At 35.7% G+C, this 20,670-nt stretch carries 17 protein-coding genes; 12 read left to right on the top strand and 5 right to left on the bottom strand.

Annotated features, from left to right (window positions below; all coding sequences use genetic code 11):
- Positions 1-57: 57 nt before the first annotated feature.
- From BLQ19_RS01345 to BLQ19_RS01330, 4 genes are all read left to right on the top strand, one after another.
- The gene (locus tag BLQ19_RS01345) at positions 58-1,575 is read left to right on the top strand and encodes a glycoside hydrolase family protein (protein ID WP_074537153.1); all 1,518 of its coding nucleotides are present in this window, start codon (positions 58-60) and stop codon (positions 1,573-1,575) included.
- A 61-nt stretch (positions 1,576-1,636) separates the two neighbouring features.
- Positions 1,637-2,683 carry a glycoside hydrolase family 130 protein gene (locus BLQ19_RS01340; RefSeq protein ID WP_074537152.1) on the top strand — a complete coding sequence of 349 codons (1,047 nt, stop codon included), beginning with the start codon at positions 1,637-1,639 and terminating at the stop codon, positions 2,681-2,683.
- On the top strand, positions 2,676-4,220 hold the full coding sequence (locus tag BLQ19_RS01335) for a hypothetical protein (protein ID WP_074537151.1): 1,545 nt from the start codon (positions 2,676-2,678) through the stop codon (positions 4,218-4,220). The genes BLQ19_RS01340 and BLQ19_RS01335 overlap by 8 nt, the downstream gene beginning before the upstream one ends.
- Positions 4,221-4,223: 3 nt before the next feature.
- Entirely contained in the window at positions 4,224-5,861 is a 1,638-nt protein-coding gene (locus BLQ19_RS01330) for a sodium:solute symporter (RefSeq protein ID WP_074537150.1), read from the top strand.
- An 81-nt stretch (positions 5,862-5,942) separates the two neighbouring features.
- Here the strand turns inward: BLQ19_RS01330 and BLQ19_RS01325 are convergent, their stop codons facing one another.
- Together BLQ19_RS01325 and BLQ19_RS01320 are read right to left on the bottom strand one after the other, a co-directional pair.
- Positions 5,943-6,440 (bottom strand): heme-binding domain-containing protein, encoded by a 498-nt coding sequence (locus tag BLQ19_RS01325; RefSeq protein WP_029447161.1) that lies wholly within the window; start codon positions 6,438-6,440, stop codon positions 5,943-5,945.
- Positions 6,441-6,821: 381 nt separating this feature from the next.
- Positions 6,822-8,003, bottom strand: coding sequence for a 3-deoxy-D-manno-octulosonic acid transferase (locus tag BLQ19_RS01320; RefSeq protein ID WP_437438132.1), 1,182 nt, complete (start codon positions 8,001-8,003; stop codon positions 6,822-6,824).
- Positions 8,004-8,151: 148 nt separating this feature from the next.
- Between BLQ19_RS01320 and BLQ19_RS01315 the strand changes: the two genes are divergently transcribed.
- From BLQ19_RS01315 to BLQ19_RS01300, 4 genes are all read left to right on the top strand, one after another.
- Positions 8,152-9,306, top strand: coding sequence for a DegT/DnrJ/EryC1/StrS family aminotransferase (locus tag BLQ19_RS01315; protein WP_074537148.1), 1,155 nt, complete (start codon positions 8,152-8,154; stop codon positions 9,304-9,306).
- A 57-nt stretch (positions 9,307-9,363) separates the two neighbouring features.
- Positions 9,364-10,380: a UDP-glucose 4-epimerase GalE gene (gene galE / locus BLQ19_RS01310; RefSeq protein ID WP_074537147.1), complete on the top strand. Its 1,017-nt coding sequence runs from the start codon at positions 9,364-9,366 to the stop codon at positions 10,378-10,380.
- A gap of 83 nt (positions 10,381-10,463) precedes the next feature.
- A complete protein-coding gene (locus BLQ19_RS01305) occupies positions 10,464-11,753 on the top strand; it encodes a metal-dependent hydrolase family protein (RefSeq protein WP_074537146.1) in 1,290 nt (429 codons plus the stop codon).
- A gap of 41 nt (positions 11,754-11,794) precedes the next feature.
- Entirely contained in the window at positions 11,795-12,148 is a 354-nt protein-coding gene (locus BLQ19_RS01300) for a hypothetical protein (protein WP_025615962.1), read from the top strand.
- Here the strand turns inward: BLQ19_RS01300 and BLQ19_RS01295 are convergent.
- Positions 12,145-12,672, bottom strand: coding sequence for an alpha-ketoglutarate decarboxylase (locus BLQ19_RS01295; protein WP_025615961.1), 528 nt, complete (start codon positions 12,670-12,672; stop codon positions 12,145-12,147). The genes BLQ19_RS01300 and BLQ19_RS01295 overlap by 4 nt on opposite strands.
- A 101-nt stretch (positions 12,673-12,773) precedes the next feature.
- Between BLQ19_RS01295 and BLQ19_RS01290 the strand changes: the two genes are divergently transcribed.
- Together BLQ19_RS01290 and odhB are read left to right on the top strand one after the other, a co-directional pair.
- Positions 12,774-15,563 carry a 2-oxoglutarate dehydrogenase E1 component gene (locus tag BLQ19_RS01290; protein ID WP_025615960.1) on the top strand — a complete coding sequence of 930 codons (2,790 nt, stop codon included), beginning with the start codon at positions 12,774-12,776 and terminating at the stop codon, positions 15,561-15,563.
- A gap of 52 nt (positions 15,564-15,615) precedes the next feature.
- Entirely contained in the window at positions 15,616-16,836 is a 1,221-nt protein-coding gene (gene odhB / locus BLQ19_RS01285) for a 2-oxoglutarate dehydrogenase complex dihydrolipoyllysine-residue succinyltransferase (protein WP_024481901.1), read from the top strand.
- 77 nt (positions 16,837-16,913) lie between these two features.
- Here the strand turns inward: odhB and BLQ19_RS01280 are convergent, their stop codons facing one another.
- Positions 16,914-18,266: a cytochrome-c peroxidase gene (locus BLQ19_RS01280; RefSeq protein WP_074537360.1), complete on the bottom strand. Its 1,353-nt coding sequence runs from the start codon at positions 18,264-18,266 to the stop codon at positions 16,914-16,916.
- A 95-nt stretch (positions 18,267-18,361) separates the two neighbouring features.
- Positions 18,362-18,805 carry a retropepsin-like aspartic protease family protein gene (locus tag BLQ19_RS01275; protein ID WP_029447154.1) on the bottom strand — a complete coding sequence of 148 codons (444 nt, stop codon included), beginning with the start codon at positions 18,803-18,805 and terminating at the stop codon, positions 18,362-18,364.
- Positions 18,806-18,841: 36 nt separating this feature from the next.
- Between BLQ19_RS01275 and BLQ19_RS01270 the strand changes: the two genes are divergently transcribed.
- Positions 18,842-19,609 (top strand): TatD family hydrolase, encoded by a 768-nt coding sequence (locus BLQ19_RS01270; RefSeq protein ID WP_074537145.1) that lies wholly within the window; start codon positions 18,842-18,844, stop codon positions 19,607-19,609.
- Between the two features lie 7 nt (positions 19,610-19,616).
- Entirely contained in the window at positions 19,617-20,648 is a 1,032-nt protein-coding gene (locus BLQ19_RS01265) for an asparaginase (protein ID WP_074537359.1), read from the top strand.
- Positions 20,649-20,670: the final 22 nt, after the last annotated feature.

Genomic DNA, 20,670 nt, shown 5'->3' with positions numbered 1-20,670 from the left:
TAGATTGCCACCTTACTATAAAGGTAAGATGACACAATAATACTAAAGAAATAAAAAATGACAGTAAAAAATATATTCGCCGCTATATTACCAATGTTACTTATTGCAGCAAGTTGCGATGATGATGAACCTACACCTACTTCAATAGAAAAAAATAGAGAAATAATATTGACAGAAGAATTGGTTTCTACAGACTTTGTGGGTAACGGTGCACAATGGGGTGGTTATGAAATGACACCAACTTGGTTAGGAACAGAAACACTTAGTGACGCGGATTGGAATACTTTGTTTAATCGTATAGATTTTATGCGTCCTCCGTTTTTAAGAATTGTGACAAATCCTGCTTGGTCTTATGACAATAATGGTACGTATGACGAGACAACAAAAACGGTTTCGCTTTTTAAAATGTTGGACTACGCAAAAGACCGCGATATAGAAATTACGTTTGGCGAATGGGGACATAGTTCTACTGATGATATTAGCACTATAGATATGAGTTGGATTGAAAACTCTGTAAAATTTTTAAATCATTTGGTGAACGAAAAAGGCTATACCAACATTAAAACAATAAACATTATTAATGAGCCTAATGGCGACTGGTCTAGTACTAAAGGAGATTACAACATTTGGAAAAATGTACAACTGGCCTATTTAGAAGAGATGAAAAAATACAGCTTATCTAGCCTAAAAGTTATGGGTCCAGATATTGCTGTTTTTAATACCGCTAGCCAAACAGATTGGTTTACAAAAACGGAAGCAGATTTAGGAGATAATGTTGGTTTGTATGACATTCACGTATACCCACAACAGCAATTAATTCGTAATGGAGAATTTGCTCAAATGCTTAGAGCTTATAAAAAAGAAACTCCTGCAGACAAGCGTATTGTGTTAGGTGAAATAGGATTTAAATACACAGAGGTAGATGCGCAACTAAAATTAGAAAACGAAGAGGCAATTGCAAACGACCCATATGCTGGTGAAGATTCTAATATGATGATTTACAAAGCATTTTACGGTATAGATATGGCCGATGCTTTAATACAAGCAATGCGCGAAGGATATTCTGGCTCTTTAGTTTGGAATATGGATGACGCTATGTACAACAGTCCAGACAATGGAGATTACCAATCTGATAAATTAAAACGTTGGGGGTTCTGGAACGTCTTAGGAGAAGAGCACACAGGTAATGCTGCAGACGAAGCTATAAGACCATATTTCTACCCTGTTTCTTTATTAACACGCTTTTTTCCTGCTGGCAGTGATATTTATAACGTAAACCTACCTAACAAAAAAGGGTTGCGCGCAGTAGTAGGCACTTACAATGGTAAGCAAACAATAGCCATTGTTAACTCGCATTACTCAACGTATGAGCTTAATTTAAAATCAGATTTTATAGGCAGTATTACAGTAAATAAATACAGTTACAAGTCCAATGCAGATGGCTCTTTTGTTGGTGAAGTAGACGAAAATGGTTTTGCTACACCTATAGAAAATAACATAGAACTAAACTTTAAAGACGGAGTAAAAATGACGCTAGTAGGTGAGTCTTTTATTCTATTTACGAATATGGAGTAATCTATAAGTTCAAGTACTAAATTAATCAACATAATTTATAAATAAGGAAATAAAAATTAGAATGAATACTGTAGAAGAAAACAAAACAGGATTATTACGCCTAATAAAAAACAAAAACAACCCAGTTTTAAGTCCAAATCCAGCAAACGACTGGGAAAGCTTAGTAGTATGTAACCCTGGAGTTTGGTATGAAGAGGGTACATTTTATATGCTATATAGAGCTGCTGGAAACGATAAAGAACATCAAATACGTTTTGGTTTAGCCACTAGCACAGATGGTATTAATTTTACGCGTACTTCTAACAAACCAGCTTTTAGTCCAAGTGTAGATGGTCCTGATATGGGCGCAGTAGAAGACCCTAGAATTGTAAAATTTGGAGACGAATTTTACATTACTTACGCCTACAGACCTCATCCTCCAGGACAATACTGGAACTTTGATCACGATGAAATTTTATTGCCAGATTGTGATAAAGACGCACCTTTAGTTTTAAAAAATAACATTGCAAACTCGGGCTTACTTTTAACCAAAGATTTTAAAAAATACAGACGCTTAGGTAGAATTACTCAGAGTAATTTAGACGATAGAGATGTTATTATTTTTCCTGAGAAAATAAATGGAAAATTTGCAATGCTACACAGGCCAAAAGAATGGATTGGTGAAGAATACGGTTGCGAGAAGCCTTCTATCTGGCTTCGTTTTTCTGATGACTTAATGGTTTGGGAAGAACCAAGCACATTATTGTTAGCGGGTGTAAATGGCACTTGGGAAGAAAAAATTGGCGGTAGTACACCTCCTTTAAAAACCAAAGACGGGTGGCTAATTATATACCATGGTGTAGAAAATGGCGGACTAGGATATTACCGTGTTGGTGCGGCTCTTTTAGATTTAGAAGATCCAACAATTGTAAAATCTAGATTAACCAATTGGATTATGGAACCAGAGCACGATTATGAAATTGATGGCTTTTACAAGGGTTGTGTTTTTCCAACAGGAAATATGATTATTGAAGATACTTTATATGTATATTATGGCGCTGCAGACAGGTATGTAGGTCTTGCAACTTGTAATATTGATGAATTATTAAACGAATTAAAAAATGCTTAAAAAGCAACTATTTAACTATATGTTACTTCTTCTTTTTTTACCGCTAGCATCTTGCCAAACGGTAAAAAAAAAGGGATTAGTTAAAATTGAAGCCAATACCATTATCTCTGACGAATTTATTGGCAACGGAGTGGAGTGGTCTGCGTATCCGCACGCAGATGCAGATGATGCAGAATGGGGCTTACTCATGACTGAGGAAAAATGGGAGACTGTTTTTAAAAGGTTGGATTATATGAAACCCCAAATAGTACGTGTACTAGACCAAGCAAATTGGAGGTATCTAGAAGGTGTAGATACAAATGGGGAACCTATACTAAATTTTGAAAATCAGGAAATGCACGCTTTATACAAGCTGCTGGACTATTGCCAAGAAAACGGCGTAAAAGTTATTCTTGGTGAATGGGGGCAACCTTACAAAGTGCATGATACAGACCTGAAAATGCAAAATACTTTTACCGGTGCTACAGATCCAAAATGGCTAAATAGCATTGCACAACACGTAGATTATCTAATAAACAAAAAGGGCTATAGCTGTATTAAATATTACAATTTAGTAAACGAGCCTAATGGTTATTGGTCTTCTATAGATGGCAATTGGGACGAGTGGAAACTTGGAGTTAAAAAGTTAGATAGTGCATTTGTATCTAAAAAACTTAAAACACCTGTGCACGTAATAGGTCCAGATGCTACGCCATTTAACAATGATAAATCTAAGTATACTGGTGCAGAGTGGGCCAAGGAATCTGTTTTGCAATTAAGCGATGTTCTTGCTGCTTACGATGTGCACGATTATCCTACTAAAGAATTTGTGCGTTCTGGTGATTTTGAAAAACACTACACGTCTATGATATCTTTTGCTGATAGCGTTGCTAGAAAGCCTTTTATTTTAGGAGAAATAGGGTTTGAAAAATACGTAGACGACAATATAAAAAGGTACGAAGCAGATCCGTTTGCAAGTCCAGATAGTCAATTATCAATTTATGATTATGACTATGGTGTAGATATGGCAGATGTTCTAATACAGTCTATGAATAGTGGTTTTGATGCTGTTATTGCTTGGGGGTTAGATGATGCCATGCATACCAATGGTGATACCGGAAAAAAAAATCAACTTAAAAAATGGGGAATGTGGAATATTCTTGGCAAAGAACTAACTGGTGATGCCAAAGAAGAAGACATAAGGCCTTGGTTTTATACGTGGTCTATTTTAACAAGGTATTTTACAAACGATATGAAAATTGTAAAAACTACCGGATTAGATATACATAAAGTACGTATGGTTTCTGGCTGGTCTACAGCAAATCACGTTACTTTTTCTGTGGTTAATAATAGTGATAAAGAAGCAACTTTTGCTTTAGACACAGAAAACTTAAAAAACAAAAGCTTTAAAAAATTTATATACAGTGAAAACAATAGACCTGTAGATAGCAACAATTTTCCTAAAGCGGTACAAAATAATTTAAGTTTTATGTCAAAATCAGAACAAATTACTATTCCTGCAAAAAGCGTATTACTTTACACAACCTACAACTATTAAATTATGAGTAACTTAAGTTATATAGATCTTACCGTTCTAGTTCTCTACATTGTTTTTATTATTTGGTGGGCTTTAAAAAACGGAAAAAGTACTAATTCTGACGACTATTTTTTAGCTGGTAGAAATTTAACTTGGCCTATGGTTGGGTTGTCATTATTTGCCGCTAGTGTGTCTAGTTCTACCTTAATGGGGCATTCTGGAGAAGGATTCATCAGTGGTATTGCCGTATTTAATTACAACTGGATATCGGTTTTAATAATGGTCTTTTTTGCAATGTTCTTTCTTCCATTCTATATTAAATCTGGAATTTTTACAATGCCAGAATTTTTAGAGCGTAGGTTTGATGGTAAGTCCAGAACCTACTTCTCTTTTATAACCATTATAGGAAACGTTTTTTTAGATGCAGCGGCAACATTATATACTGGCGCGCTAATTATTAAAATGATTTTTCCGGAAGTAGAAATTATCTGGATTATTATAGGGATGGCTGCCGTTGCTGGTAGTTATACTATTATTGGCGGGTTATCATCTGCCATTAATGCAGATATGATACAAGCCGCTGTTCTAATTATTGGTTCTTCAATCTTATCGTTCTACGCTATTAGTAATATTGGCGGATGGGAATCTTTTGTAGATAAATTTAATGATGGCGTTTGGTTAAAATTAACCAGACCTCTAGACGACCCAACAGTGCCTTGGCTAGGAATGTGGGTTGGTATACCTATTCTAGGTTTTTACTTTTGGGCTAACAATCAAGTTATGGTACAACGTGTATTGTCTGCAAAATCTATAGACCACGGAAGAAAAGGTGTCTTGTTAGTGGGGTTTTTGTTTCTATTTACCTTGTTTATTTTTATAATTCCGGGATTAATCGCTCGTGGCATAAACCTTTTTGGAGTAGAGAATTTGCCGCATGAATTAATAAGTGGCATCGATTTAAAAGAAAAATACGGTATAAATACAGATCAGGTGTACCCAAGGCTTATTGTTAAGTTATTGCCCGTGGGCCTTATTGGTATTATTTTGTCGGCAATGATTTCTGCGTTAACATCTACTTTAAGTGCAACGCTTAGTTCTGTGTCAACTTTGTTTACTATGGATTTTTATAGTAAAATAGATAAAAATGCGACTAGCGCTAAAAAGGTAAGAGTGGGTAAAATTACAGCAATAGTGACTTTAATTATTGCCGTAATTTGGGCTCCATATATTCAAAGGTTTGATTCGCTTATTGCGTATTACCAAGAAATAGTTTCTTATTTAGCACCGCCCATTGTAGGTACATTTTTTATTGGTTTGTTCTGGAAGAGAGCCAATGCTAAAGGCGCTTTTAGTGGTCTTATGGCGGGTTTAGCTGTTGCAGCAACAATCATGACGTTAAAATATATATTAGGCGTTAAAATAGATATTCACTTTTTGCTATTAGCGCCTGTGTTACTAATTATAAGTTTGGTTGTTTCTGTAGTTGTTAGTTTAGCAACTGCGCCACCACCTGCAGATAAGGTTGCAGAAAATACGTGGACAAAGCAAATTTGGATAGACGAAACCAAAGAATTAAAAGGGATAGTTTGGTATAAGAATTTTAGAGTACAAGCTATTTTGTTAGTTATAGCCTGTTTTGTTATGTACGGATTGTTTTATTAGAGACGTACGGTTGAGTGGAGTTAATTTAAAATCCCACACTGGTATGGTGTGGGATTTTTAAATTTATAAGTATACAAACACCTACTTCTTTCTACGTTTCATGATTAAACTATCTGCAGGATAATTATTCTTTAAAACATCCATTTGTGCTTTTGCCCAATGAATAATTTTTTCACGTTGCTCATCAGTTAAATTGGCTTCCGAGTGTAAACCAAAATTAGTGTAAGAGGCTAATGGCATTTCTTTTTCTTCTACCATTTCTATGGTTTCCTCTAATTTGTGGTTTTGAACGGCTATAGGCAGCTTGGTAAATGTTGAGAAGTTTAGATGTCTTTTTCCATCCGCTACATGATCATTTAACCACCATGCTACGGGTTGAACGTTTGCATACCAAGGGTATTCGGTATTGTTAGAATGGCAATCATTACAGGATACTTTTAGCAAGTGATTTACATCTTCGGGAATTTCATAGGCCGTAGAAATATCATGTGTCATATCGTTGGAAGTGTTCTTTTCTGGACGAAAAAACTGAAGCACTACAAAGATTAGCCCAAGGCCAATTAGTATTTTTTTTAGCATGAAGTTAGTTTTATTGAGGTGTTATTGTATGATTATGTAATCTAAAGATAAACACATTTTTTGCAAAATAAAAAAAAGCCCCGAAAAAGGGCTTTTAGGTAAATTTTCAATAGTTTTAAGTAGGTGTATAATTCATATTTGTAGTAGTATTTTTTATAGGATTCCGAGTGCTGTTAAAATCAAGCAAACAACCACTCCTATAAGAATGCATACTAAAACACCAACCATAAGAGTTAGGAATCCGTTGAGTACTCTCGTACTAATCGTAACATCTTCCATAATGATCTTGTTTTGCTTAAATGTAGCAAATAAATAGCTAATTTTCAATTAATTACTAGCGATAATCGATGAACGGTACGTGGTCTCTTTTTAAACGAAGCGTTAGTGCAGCGTTTTGATGTAATCCATAATTGAACCCGTAGCTCCTTTTCTTTTGGCAATATAACGGGTGTTAATTTCTCCTGTTTCCTTGTAGTGTTTTTGAGAAGAAACCAGTTGGTCAAGTGCAAGGGTAAAACTTTTTTGGTCAGATATAGCGATAACACCCTTTAGGGCAACTAAATCTTCAGCTTCTTTAAAACCAGAATACTTAGGGCCAATCAAAACAGGAATTCCAAATACAGCAGGCTCTAAAGTATTGTGTAGGCCTGTTGCAAATCCACCCCCTACGTAAGCAATATCAGCATAATTATATACTTTGGTAAGTATGCCAATAGTATCTATAATTAGCACTTCGTAGTCAGATGGATTGTTACTAGCTAATTCAGAATATAAAATAGTTTTCTTTTGAATAGCGTGTGCTAGTTTCTGTATGGCTTCTTTTTTAATGGTGTGCGGGGCAAAAACAAATTTTAAATTGGCGTTTGTGGTATTTATATAGTCAACAATAATGGCTTCGTCTTCGGGCCAAGAACTACCTGCAATAAAGCATTGCTGGTCTTGCTTGAATTTCTCCATGAAGTCTAAAGTATTATCTTGTTCTAGAATTTTTAAAACACGATCAAAGCGCGTATCGCCGCTAATAGTTGAATTCTTCAAGCCAATAGACGCTAATAAATCTTTCGAATTTTGGTCTTGAACAAAAAAATGGGAGAAAGCGGATAAGCTTTTTCGCATAAAACTACCATAGCCTTTAAAGAATATTTGTCTTTTACTGAAGATAGCAGAGACTAATAGTGTCGGAATTTTTCTTTTTTCTAATTCCTTTAAATAGTTAGGCCAAATCTCATATTTTACAAATATGCTAAGTACGGGATTTACTGTTGCTATAAATGCTGCTGCATTATGTTTTGTGTCTAAGGGTAAATAAGTAATTAGATCAGCTGCGGACGAATTCTTTTTTACCTCGTAACCAGAAGGGGAAAAGAAAGTAACTAGTATTTGATATTCTGTATAGTGTTTTTTTAATGCTTCTATTACTGGCAATCCTTGCTCAAATTCTCCTAGAGATGCGGTGTGTATCCAAATAACTGGGGTTTCTCTAGATAATTCGTTTTTTAAGATATTAAAAACGTCCTTTCTTCCATTTACAAATAGCTTTAGCTTAGGGATAAATAGCCTCAAAACCCTAAGGAAAAAGCCAGCAATATAAACGGAGCAATTGTAAATAAAATGCACTTTAGAATAGTTTTTGGCTAAATTACGCTTCTTTATATAAATACATTGGGTGCTTTAGGGACTTTTTGTAATTTTACAGTTCTAATGATATAAGATGCGAAAAATTCAAATGGTTGATCTTAACGGTCAATACGAAGCCATCAAAGAACGAGTAAATGCTTCATTTACAACAATTTTAGAAACTTCAGCGTTCATAAACGGTCCTGAAGTGCAAAGTTTTCAAAAAGAATTAGAAGAATATTTAGATGTAAAGCATGTTATTACATGTGCAAACGGAACAGATGCCTTACAGATAGCAATGATGGGTCTTGGGTTGCAGCCAGGAGATGAGGTAATTACGGCCGATTTTACTTTTGCAGCTACCGTTGAGGTAATAGCCTTATTGCAATTAACGCCTGTTTTAGTAGATGTCTTGCCTGATACATTCAATATAGACCCAGCGGCAATAGAACGTGCTATAACACCAAAAACTAAAGCTATTGTACCGGTTCATCTTTTTGGGCAGTGTGCAAATATGGATGTAATCTCAGAAATTGCAGAAAAGCACAATCTTTATGTAATCGAAGACAATGCTCAAGCTATAGGTGCAACATATACTTCAAAAAGTGGTGCCAAACAAAAAGCAGGAGGTATTGGTCATGTAGCAGCAACATCTTTTTTCCCTTCTAAGAATTTAGGAGCTTACGGAGATGGTGGGGCTATTTTCACTAATGATGATGCTTTGGCGCATAACTTAAGAGGTGTGGTGAATCACGGAATGTATGAACGTTATCATCATGATGTGGTTGGAGTAAACTCTCGTTTAGATAGTTTGCAAGCGGCAGTATTGCGTGCAAAGCTTCCGTTGCTTGATCAATATAATGCAAAGAGAAGAGATAGTGCTCGCAAATATTCTGCTGCATTTAAGAATGAATCGGCGATCGTTACCCCAGTTACGGTAAATGGCTGTGATGGCATATGCGATACCTGTGACTGTCATGTTTTTCATCAATATACCCTAAAAATTATCAATGGTAAGCGCGATGAGTTAGTAAAGCACTTAGCAGAAAAAGGAATTCCATGTGGTGTTTATTACCCTATTCCGCTACACAAACAAAAAGCATATGTAGATGATCGTTATAATGATGCAGACTTCCCAGTTACCAATCAATTGGTTAAAGAAGTAATCTCATTACCAATGCATACAGAACTAGATGAAGAGCAGATTAGCTTTATTACAAAGACTGTTATCGATTTTGTTAATGGGTAAATAAAGCTTAATAGTAAATTTGATTTCATAGAATTATAATCATTAAATAAAATATAAATGAAAGTACTTGTTACCGGAGGATTGGGTTTTATAGGCTCGCACACCGTTGTAGAATTACAGAACAAAGGATTTGAAGTGGTAATCATTGATGATCTATCTAATTCATCAGAAAAAGTACTGGATGGTATTGTGGCTATAACTGGAAAGAAACCCTTATTTGAAAAAATAGACTTGAAAGAGAAATCTAAGGTGGAAGATTTTTTCAAAAGACATACAGATGTTCAAGGGGTAATTCATTTTGCAGCTTCTAAAGCCGTCGGAGAAAGTGTAGAAAAGCCTTTACTTTACTATGAAAACAATATAGGGACACTGGTTTATCTTTTAAAAGAATTGTCTAAAAAAGATAAGGCTAGCTTTATTTTTAGTTCTTCCTGTACGGTTTATGGCCAAGCAGATAAAATGCCGATTACAGAGGATGCACCCGTAAAAACGGCAGAATCTCCTTATGGTAATACAAAGCAAATGGGTGAAGAGATTATATCAGATACCTGTAAAGTTGTTCCTTCGTTGAATGCAATTGCGTTGCGTTATTTTAATCCAATGGGAGCGCATCCAAGTACGGAAATTGGAGAATTACCAATTGGGGTACCTCAAAATTTAGTGCCATTTATTACGCAAACAGGAATGGGATTACGTGATCAATTGTCTGTGTTTGGAGATGATTATCCTACATCAGATGGTACTTGTGTGCGTGATTATATTCATGTGGTAGATTTAGCAAAAGCGCATGTGGTAGCTTTACAAAGGCTTTTTGAAGCTAAAAATAAAGAGAATTATGAAGTCTTTAATTTAGGAACCGGAAAGGGAAGTACTGTTCTAGAGGTGATAAAAAGTTTTGAGAAGGTTTCAGGTAAGAAATTAAATTACAAAATTGTACCACGTAGATCGGGAGATATTACAGAGGCTTACGCGAACACCGAAAAAGCAAACAATGTATTAGGTTGGAAAGCAGAATCTACCTTAGATGAGGCCATGAAATCTGCTTGGGATTGGGAGCAAAAGGTTAGGGCTTAGGCTGAGAATAAACTATAAATTTTAACAATAGAGCAGAAATATATGTATATTTCTGCTCTATTTGTTTATAAAAACACCGCAAAATGAAAAAAATAACCACTCTTGTTCTCCTTTTAGTTTTTACTGCTTTTTCAAACGCACAAGATACGTACCTGCAGTGTGGTAAAATTATAGATATGGAGTCTGGTAAAGTATGGCTAGAAAAAACGGTAGTTATATCTGGTACTAAAATAAAGGAGATAAAAAAAGGATTTGTTTCTGGTGGTGATGCAGATGTGGTGATCGATCTGAGAGCAAGTACGGTGATGCCAGGTTTTATAGATATGCATGTGCATATAGAAAGCGAATCTAACCCTAGAACATATGTAGAGCGTTTCACAGATAATGAAGCAGATATTGCTTTTAAATCTACCGTTTTTGCTAAGAAAACATTAATGGCTGGTTTTACTACAGTTAGAGATTTAGGCGGTTCCGGTGTAAATATAGCAATTAGAAATGCTATAAATAAAGGAATAGTAGTAGGGCCTAGAGTTTTTACTGCAGGTAAATCTATCGCTACTACGGGTGGGCATGCAGATCCTACAAATGGTAGAAGCCATGAGTTTACTGGGGATCCTGGTCCAAAAGAAGGCGTGGTTAATTCTCCAGAAGAAGGTAGAAAAGCGGTTAGGCAACGGTATAAAGATGGTGCAGATGTTATTAAAATTACAGCAACAGGTGGGGTTCTTAGTGTGGCTAAGAATGGTAAAAATCCGCAATTTACAATTGATGAGATAAAAGCAATTACGCAAACTGCTGATGATTATGGTATGTTAACTGCGGCGCATGCGCATGGTGATGAAGGCATGCAAAGAGCTATAAAAGGCGGTATTAAGACAATAGAGCATGGCAGTTATATGAGTGATGAAACGATGGAATTAATGAAGCAGTATGATGCGTTTCTAGTGCCTACAATTACAGCAGGGAAACAAGTAGCAGAGAAGGCCCAGATTGAAGGATATTTTCCGGAAGTAGTGGCGGTTAAGGCTAGGGAAATAGGCCCATTAATTCAAGGAACATTTTCGAAAGCATATAAAAAAGGAGTGAAGATTGCCTTTGGAACAGATGCAGGGGTATATCCTCATGGTTTAAATGCGAAAGAATTTGGGTATATGGTAGAAGCAGGGATGCCAGCTATTGAAGCTATGCAATCTGCAACGGTAACAAATGCTAAGTTGTTAGGAGTAGCGGATGAAGTGGGTTTGGTAAAAGCTGGGTATTTTGCGGATATTGTTGCGGTTTCAGGTGATCCACTTCAGGATATATCGCAATTAGAAAAAATTACCTTTGTCATGAAAGAGGGGCAAGTTTATAAAAATGAGTTAAAACCCTAGTTTGCTAGAACCAAAAACTGCTTCTGTTTCGTACATAAAGTATGATGCTTAATTTTACAGATAGCAACGCGCTTTTATCAGAATCGGTGGCAAGTGGTCTATATCAAAATCTTGTTGTGCAATTGACAAAAGATTTTGGTTTGGCTAATATTGATATTGACCTACCTTTTCAGGTGAACCCCAAAAACTTAAAAACAATTTTGCATCAAAAAATTTATAGGTTGATGATGGAACGTTTTACGGATTATCTTAATCTGTTATACATCATAGATGTTCCTGAGAAGAAAGTAAAAAGCATCCAGGAAACAGATGTGGTAGACATATCCAATCAAGTTGCTTTTTTAATATTACAACGAGAATTTCAAAAAGTGTGGTTTAGGCAGAAATATGCTTAAAAATAAATTCTAACGAAAGGAATTAACGCATCGGAATAAATACTTTTATCATCATGAAGTACATTATATTTTAATCCTACTGTAAAATTCCGATTTACATATCCGGCTCCTAAATATAAGCCAGGACTCCAATAATTGTCTTTAAAATCTCCATCACTAAAAGAAGTGGTTCTGTTTATTCTCAATTGTTCCAATTCACCAGATAATTGAATGGCAGGAATTATATTATACAATGAAATTAAACTCCCGCCATAGGCTGTAAGTTTGTTGTCGTTAAAAGTAGCATAACTAAAATTTAACTGTACTCCAGCAGCAAATCGTTCAGAGACTTGATAAATTGCACTTGGGGCAATAGAACCGTTAAAATAATTGTTGCCGAATCCTAAACCAATTCCGCCTCCAAACCGAACATTATCCCAAAATTCTCCAGAATTTGTCTGTTGCGAAAACGTTAGCGTTGATGAAAACGCAAAAAATAAAATCAATTGCCATTTTTTTAAGCGCAAATCAGTCAAAAAATTCATAATTGTTATTTTTCTTTAATATTACGATCTAATATAGGACTAGATTTTTGAAATGTTGTATTTTTGATTAAATTTTATTCACAGGGAAGAGAAAATTATTTATGGATAAATATTCCTTTTTAAACGCTGCGCATACTTCATTTTTTGCAGAGTTATATGACAAGTATTTGATTAATCCAGATAGTGTTGAGCCTAGTTGGCGCGCATTTTTTCAAGGATTTGATTTTGGCCAAGAGAGTCTTTTAGATGAACTTGACTTGCCAGTAACACCAAATAATGTTGCTGCACCATCTGGCACTTCGGAAATGCCACAATCACTACAAAAAGAATTTCAGGTTATTCGGTTAATCGATGGATATCGATCTCGTGGACATTTGTTTACAAAAACAAATCCGGTTCGAGAAAGAAGAAAATATGAGCCAACGCTTGCTATCGAAAATTTCGGGTTATCATCTGGAGATTTGAATACTGTTTTTACAGCAGGAGAAATTTTAGGAATAGGGCCAAGTACCTTAACTGAAATTATTTCGCACTTAACAAACATTTATTGTGATGCCATAGGTGTTGAATACATGTATATCAGAAATCCGGAACGTATTGAGTGGATTCAGAATTGGCTAAATGTCAATGATAACCACCCAAACTATGATAACGAACGTAAGAAAAATATTCTTAGAAAATTAAATCAAGCCATCTCTTTTGAGAGCTTTTTGCATACCAAATATGTAGGCCAGAAGCGATTTTCATTAGAGGGTAACGAGTCGCTTATTCCTGCATTGGACGCTATTGTTGAGCGTGCAGCAGAAATGGGAGTAGAGCAGTTTGTTATGGGTATGGCGCATAGAGGTAGACTCAATGTGCTTACTAATATTTTTGGTAAAGCTGCTAAAGATATCTTCAGTGAGTTTGATGGTAAAGATTACGAGCAAGTAATTTTTGATGGTGATGTTAAATATCACTTAGGTTGGACTTCAGATAGAATGTCTGATAATGGAAATAAAATAAAAATGAATATTGCTCCTAATCCATCTCACTTAGAGACTGTAGGGGCTGTTGTTGAGGGTATTACAAGAGCAAAACAAGATGCGCACTATAAAGATGATTTTTCTAAAGTGTTGCCTATTGTTGTACATGGAGATGCTGCCATTGCAGGTCAGGGTCTAGTGTATGAAGTAATTCAAATGGCTAGCTTAGACGGGTACAAAACTGGGGGTACTATCCATATGGTAGTAAATAACCAAATTGGTTTTACCACTAATTATCTGGATGCACGTAGTTCTACGTATTGTACAGATGTTGGTAAAGTAACCTTGAGTCCAGTATTGCATGTTAATGCAGATGATGCAGAAGCGGTAGTACATGCTTCTTTATTTGCTTTAGAATATAGAATGCGTTTTCAACGCGATGTGTTTCTTGATTTATTAGGATACCGTAAGTATGGTCATAATGAAGGTGATGAGCCTCGTTTTACACAACCAAAACTTTATAAGGCAATTGCTAAGCATGAAAATCCTAGAGATATTTATGCGGCAAAACTTATCGCAGAAGGTATTATAGATGAAAACTATATTAGTAAATTAGAACAAGAATATAAAGATTCTCTTGAAACAGAATTGGAAGATTCTCGTAAAGAAGATAAAACAGTCATCACACCTTTTATGGCAGATGAGTGGAAAGGTTTTGTAAGTGTTCAAGAAGATGAAATGGTAAAGCCAATTGATACTTCTTATCCAAAAGAAAAACTTACGCAAATAGCAAACTCTCTTACGAGCTTACCAAAGGGTAAAAAGTTTTTACGCAAAGTAGATAAGCTTGTAGAAGATCGTAGAAAAATGTTCTTCGAGAATGACAGCTTAGATTGGGCTATGGGAGAACTTTTAGCCTACGGATCTTTGCTTCAAGAAGGTTTTGGAGTTAGAATGTCTGGGCAGGATGTAGAAAGAGGTACTTTTTCACATCGTCATGCCGTTGTAAAAGTAGAGGATAGTGAAGAAGAGGTTGTTCCTTTAAACCTTGTAGAGGGGAAAAAAGGAGATTTTCATATCTTTAACTCACACCTTTCAGAGTATGGGGTGGTAGGTTTTGATTATGGATACGCTATGGCTAGTCCTAATACGCTTACGATTTGGGAAGCTCAGTTCGGTGATTTTAGCAACGGTGCTCAAATCATGATAGATCAGTATATTTCTGCTGCTGAAGATAAGTGGAAGTTGCAAAACGGATTGGTAATGTTATTGCCGCACGGTTATGAAGGTCAAGGTGCAGAACATTCTTCTGCGCGTATGGAGCGTTTCTTGCAACTTTGTGCTAGTGATAATATGTTTATAGCAGATGTTACTACGCCGGCTAACATGTTTCACTTGTTACGTAGACAAATGAAGGCTAACTTTAGAAAACCTTTGGTGGTGTTTACACCAAAAAGTTTATTACGTCATCCAAAAGCTGTTTCTTCTATAGAAGAATTTGCAACAGGTGGTTTTCAAGAGGTGATAGACGATGCTGCAGCCGATGTTAAAAAGGTAAAAACTTTGGTATTCTGTACTGGTAAATTCTATTATGATTTACTGGCTGCACGTGAAGAACATACTAGAGAAGATGTGGCCTTAGTTCGTGTAGAACAGTTATTTCCTTTGCCAGCACAGAAAATGAAGGCAATTATGAAAAAGTATGCTGAAGCAGATGATGTTGTTTGGGCACAAGAGGAGCCTAGAAACATGGGAGCTTGGAGTCATATTATGATGCACTTTAGTGAAGCAAGTACATTAAGAGTAGCTTCAAGACGTTTTTATGCATCACCAGCAGCCGGTAGTGCAGTGCGTTCTAAACGTCGTCATCAAGAAGTTATAGATTATGTTTTTGATAAGTCAAAAGATAACATGATCCGTAAGTAGGCTATTAAAGAAAGAAAAAAAGATACAGGTTAAAAATTAAAATTATACAATAATGATTTTAGAAATGAAAGTTCCTTCACCAGGGGAATCGATAACGGAAGTTGAAATTGCTGCTTGGTTAGTTCAAGACGGAGATTATGTAGAGAAAGATCAGGCAATAGCAGAAGTAGATTCAGATAAAGCAACCTTAGAATTGCCTGCTGAAGAAAGTGGTATTATCACTTTAAAAGCAGAAGAAGGTGATGCTGTTGCTGTTGGTGAAGTTGTTTGTTTAATTGATACAAGCGCTGAAAAACCTTCTGGAGGTTCAAAAGCAGCTGCTGTAAAAGAGGAAGTGAAAGAAGCTCCAAAAGAAGAGAAGAAAGCACCACAGCCTGTGCAAGCAAAAGAAACCTACGCATCTGGAGCAGCGTCTCCAGCGGCAAAGAAAATATTGGCAGAAAAAGGAATGGAAGCTAGTGCGGTTAAAGGTACTGGTAAAGATGGTAGAATAACCAAAGAAGACGCTGTTCAAGCAGTTCCTTCTATGGGAACACCAACAGGTGGTAAAAGAGGAGAGAGTAGATCTAAATTATCAATGCTACGTAGAAAAGTGGCAGAACGTTTAGTTTCCGTTAAGAATGAAACGGCAATGTTAACTACGTTCAATGAAGTAGATATGTCTCCGATTTTCGAATTGAGAAATCAATATAAAGAAGCTTTCAAAAGCAAGCATGGTGTTGGTTTAGGTTTTATGTCATTCTTTACATTAGCAGTAGTTAGAGCTTTAGATCTTTACCCATCCGTGAATTCTATGATTGATGGTAAAGAAATGATTACCTATGATTTCTGTGATATTAGTATTGCAGTTTCTGGTCCAAAAGGATTAATGGTTCCTGTGATTAGAAATGCAGAAAACTTAACCTTTAGAGGGGTAGAAGCAGAGGTAAAACGCTTAGCTATTCGTGCTAGAGAAGGTGAGATTACTGTTGATGAAATGACAGGGGGTACATTTACGATCACTAATGGTGGTGTATTTGGTTCTATGTTATCAACTCCAATTATTAATCCTCCTCAAAGTGCAATTTTAGGAATGCATAATATTGTAGAGCGTCCTATTGTTCGTAATGGGGAAATAGTTGCGGCACCAATAATGTATGTAGCATTATCTTATGATCACAGAATAATTGACGGTAAGGAATCTGTAGGTTTCTTAGTAGCAATTAAGGAAGCTTTAGAGAATCCAGTAGAATTGCTAATGGATGGTAATACAAATAAAGCTTTAGAATTATAATAGAATACAATTTTAAATTATAAAAAAAAGCCTCAAGATTATTGCAATCTTGAGGCTTTTTTATTGTGCTTGTGCTTTTAATTGCAATGCATGTCTTCTCTAGAGGTAGGGTCTGCATTAGGGAAACAAAGTCCTGTAGGTAATGTGCTTGGTACATACCTGTTAAGGTTTTTGTCAGATAAGCTTATTTCTATAAACACAGTTAAAAAATCTATTTCTTCTTCGGTTAAGTTTAGCGGAGTGAATTTTCCAGATAATTCTGACGCTGCTACTTCAGCATTTTCTTTTGAGGCTTCATTTTTATAGTTAATCACATCTCGCACAGACGTAAAGCTCCCTCCGTGTCCAAAGAAATGAACATCTGTTAGATTGTATAATTGCGGAACTTTAAATTTATAGTTATCAGAAGGGGTATTGGTAAAACCTCCACGCCCTTTTTTAGTAACATCATCTATGATACCATGTACGTTAGGGCCTTCTAAATCTTTCATTCCTAAAGCGTAAAATTCTTCAGAATTTAGTGCGGGTCCGTTATGACATTGGTAGCATTTTGCTTTTCCAAAGAATAGAATAGCTCCTTTTTTTTCATCGGAAGTCATAGCGTCTGCATCTCCTTTAATCCAATTTTGGAAGTTTGTGTCGGTAGATAAAATTGTCCTTTCGTACGCTGCAATTGCCAGACCGGCATATATCAAAGAATATCTTTCTGTGATAGCTACTTCTGGAAAAGCCTTGTCAAATAGGCTGCTATAGTGATTAGAGTCGCAAAAAGTCTTGTCTAAAGTCATTCTGTGAACAGAAAGTCCTGCAATCGCCTGCGTCTCAATTCCTTCAAAACCAAGAAGGTTTACTGCTTTTGGGGTGCCTTCGGTCCAATTGGCTTCAGTGCCTATGTTTTTGCTCGTGGCTCCAAACTGGCCGTTCCAGAGCATAAGTTTTTGGTAAGCAACATTTAAAACCGTTGGAGATTTTATCGGCTGAACATCAATCATGTCTTCTGTGTATAGTGGGTCTATGATTCTAGACTCTCCAAAGGTGCCAAAACCCATACCGCCATCTCCAATACCTTGCTGAATTCCACTTTGGAAGCCTGCTGCACTATGATGGCAGCTGGCACATGAGTAGGTTTCTTTATTGGTTTCTGTTTTTCCATCTAGACCAATTCCCGTTTCATGAAATAATAATTTCCCTAAGGCAACTTTTTCTTCTGTAATCGGGTTCTTAGGGTCGGCCGGTATTTTAGAATAATCTGTGCTATTCGGTAACTCGTAGTAATTTAAACTTCCTGAAAGCTTTATTAGAGTTGATTTTAATTCTTGATCTTCTGCTTCTGTGGTGATCTCCGTATAGTCATTTTCTGTTGCGCAACTTGCGAGAAGGCTAAAGGCTAAAAGAAAGCCGATTTTCTTTACAGGGGACAATATAAGCATAGTCATGGTGAGGTTAAATGTTTGGTATAAAAGTAGATAAGATTTTTTGTTTACAATATTGTTGTGGGGTATTCTGCTTAAAATTTAGGTAATCTTCATTTTTGCTTTAGGTAAAGTACTTTTTTGTCATAATCTATTACCGCTTTTCCTTTTTTTAATAAGTCGGCTCCAATAATTCCGTCAACAGGTTGGGCATTATGATTGGTTAAAGCCTCATTGACATGAACTAAATCAAAAAGTACAATTTTCAATTTTTTTAGTTTCCATTTCCCTACTTCAATACTGTTTTTAGTAGAAATTAAGGTTTCCATGTTCGTTGCGCCCGCACCAGCGGCTTTTATGCTAGATTCTTTAGAAGTTAAATTAAATAATTCTATTTTGTCAAAACCTACGCAGGTATTAGAAGCGCCAGTATCAAGAATAAAACGCCCTTCTATATTATTTATTTTGGCTTTGATCTCAAAATGGTTGGTACTGGTTAAAACTAGGGGTATTTTAAAGTATTTTTTTTCTTTTAAAAATTTTTTGAGACTCTTCACGGTTTTTTTTGTTAAAGATAAGGCTATTTTTGTACCATGATATTTACAGATACGCATACGCACTTATATAGTGAAGCATTTGATGAGGATAGAGATTTGGCTGTTAAAAATGCTATAGCAGCAGGAGTAGAACGTTTTTTTATTCCTGCGATTGATTCTACCTATACGCAATCTATGATTGCATTGGAGCAGGCTTTTCCAGACCATATGTTTTTGATGACGGGATTGCATCCAACGCATGTCAAAGAAAATTATTTAGAAGAAATAGCGCATATTGAGGATATGCTTAAGAAGCATACCTATTATGCAATAGGAGAGATTGGAATTGATTTGTTTTGGGATAAATCCTTTCTCAAGCAACAACAAGAGGCATTTAGGATGCAAATTAAAATAGCTAAAAGAGAAAAACTACCCATCGTAATTCATTGTAGAGATGCGTTTGATGAAGTATTTGAAATCTTGGAAGAAGAAAAGGCGGATGATTTATTCGGAATTTTTCATTGTTTTACGGGCTCTAAAGCGCAAGCGTTAAAAGCTATTGGCTATAATATGAAATTGGGAATTGGCGGTGTGGCTACTTTTAAAAATGGTAAGATTGATCAATTTTTAAAAGAAATAGACCTCAAGCATATTGTTTTAGAAACGGATGCGCCTTATTTGGCGCCAACACCCTATAGAGGAAAAAGAAATGAAAGTGCCTTCCTTGTGAATATAGCGGAAAAAATGGCTACTATATATGATAAGTCAATAGCAGATATTGCGGCAATAACAACAACCAATTCTAAAGAAGTATTTGGAATATAAATACGTTATAATGACTAAGAAAACTAAAATACTTTTAATCTATACGGGTGGTACTATAGGGATGATTAAAGATTACAAAACGGGAGCTTTAAGGGCTTTTGATTTTGGTAAGCTAAAGAAAAATATTCCAGAATTAATGCAATTAGATTGTGAGATCTCAAGTCATTCTTTTGAAACGCCTATAGATTCTTCTAATATTAATACGAGTCATTGGGTATCCATTTCAGAAACTATTGAAGATAATTACGCTCAATATGATGGTTTTGTAGTGCTTCATGGAAGTGATACCATGAGTTATTCTGCTTCTGCATTGAGCTATATGCTAGAAAATTTAACCAAACCTGTGATATTTACAGGCTCACAATTGCCTATTGGAGATTTACGCACGGACGCTAAGGAGAACTTAATCACCTCCGTTCAAATTGCCGCTTTACAAGCAAAAGGGGTGTCTGTAATTCAAGAAGTAGGGCTGTATTTTGAATACAAATTGTATCGAGGAAATAGAACCACTAAGTTTAGTGCAGAACATTTTCAGGCATTTGGTTCCTTAAATTATCCTCCATTAGCAGAATCTGGAGTACATTTAAATGTGTTTAAGGAATATTTATTGAAGCCAAAAAAGAAAAAAACGTTAATTGTTCACAAAAATTTAGATAATAATGTAGCTATTTTAAAATTATTTCCGGGTTTTAATGAACATTTATTGCGTGCTGTTCTAGAAACACCAGATTTGAAAGCGGTTATTATTGAAACTTATGGTTCTGGAAATGCTCCTACGGATAGTTGGTTGACGGAAAATTTAAAAAAAGCAATAAAAAAAGGAATCCATATTATTAACGTTACACAGTGTTCTGGAGGGAGTGTTATTATGGGGCAATATGAAACAAGTGAGCATTTGCAGAAGCTGCAAGTTATTAATGGTAAGGATATTACAACAGAGGCAGCTATTACTAAGTTGATGTATTTGTTGGGTAATGGAATCTCTAATAAGCTCTTTAAAACTGTTTTTGAAACATCTTTGCGAGGAGAGATGGTTTAAAATTAACGTTGGAAATTTTATT

The organism is Cellulophaga baltica (genome assembly GCF_900102165.1).
Lineage (GTDB): Bacteria > Bacteroidota > Bacteroidia > Flavobacteriales > Flavobacteriaceae > Cellulophaga > Cellulophaga baltica.
The sequence above is the reverse complement of the archived record's forward strand: the minus strand, read 5'-3'. Positions and strand labels throughout refer to the sequence as shown.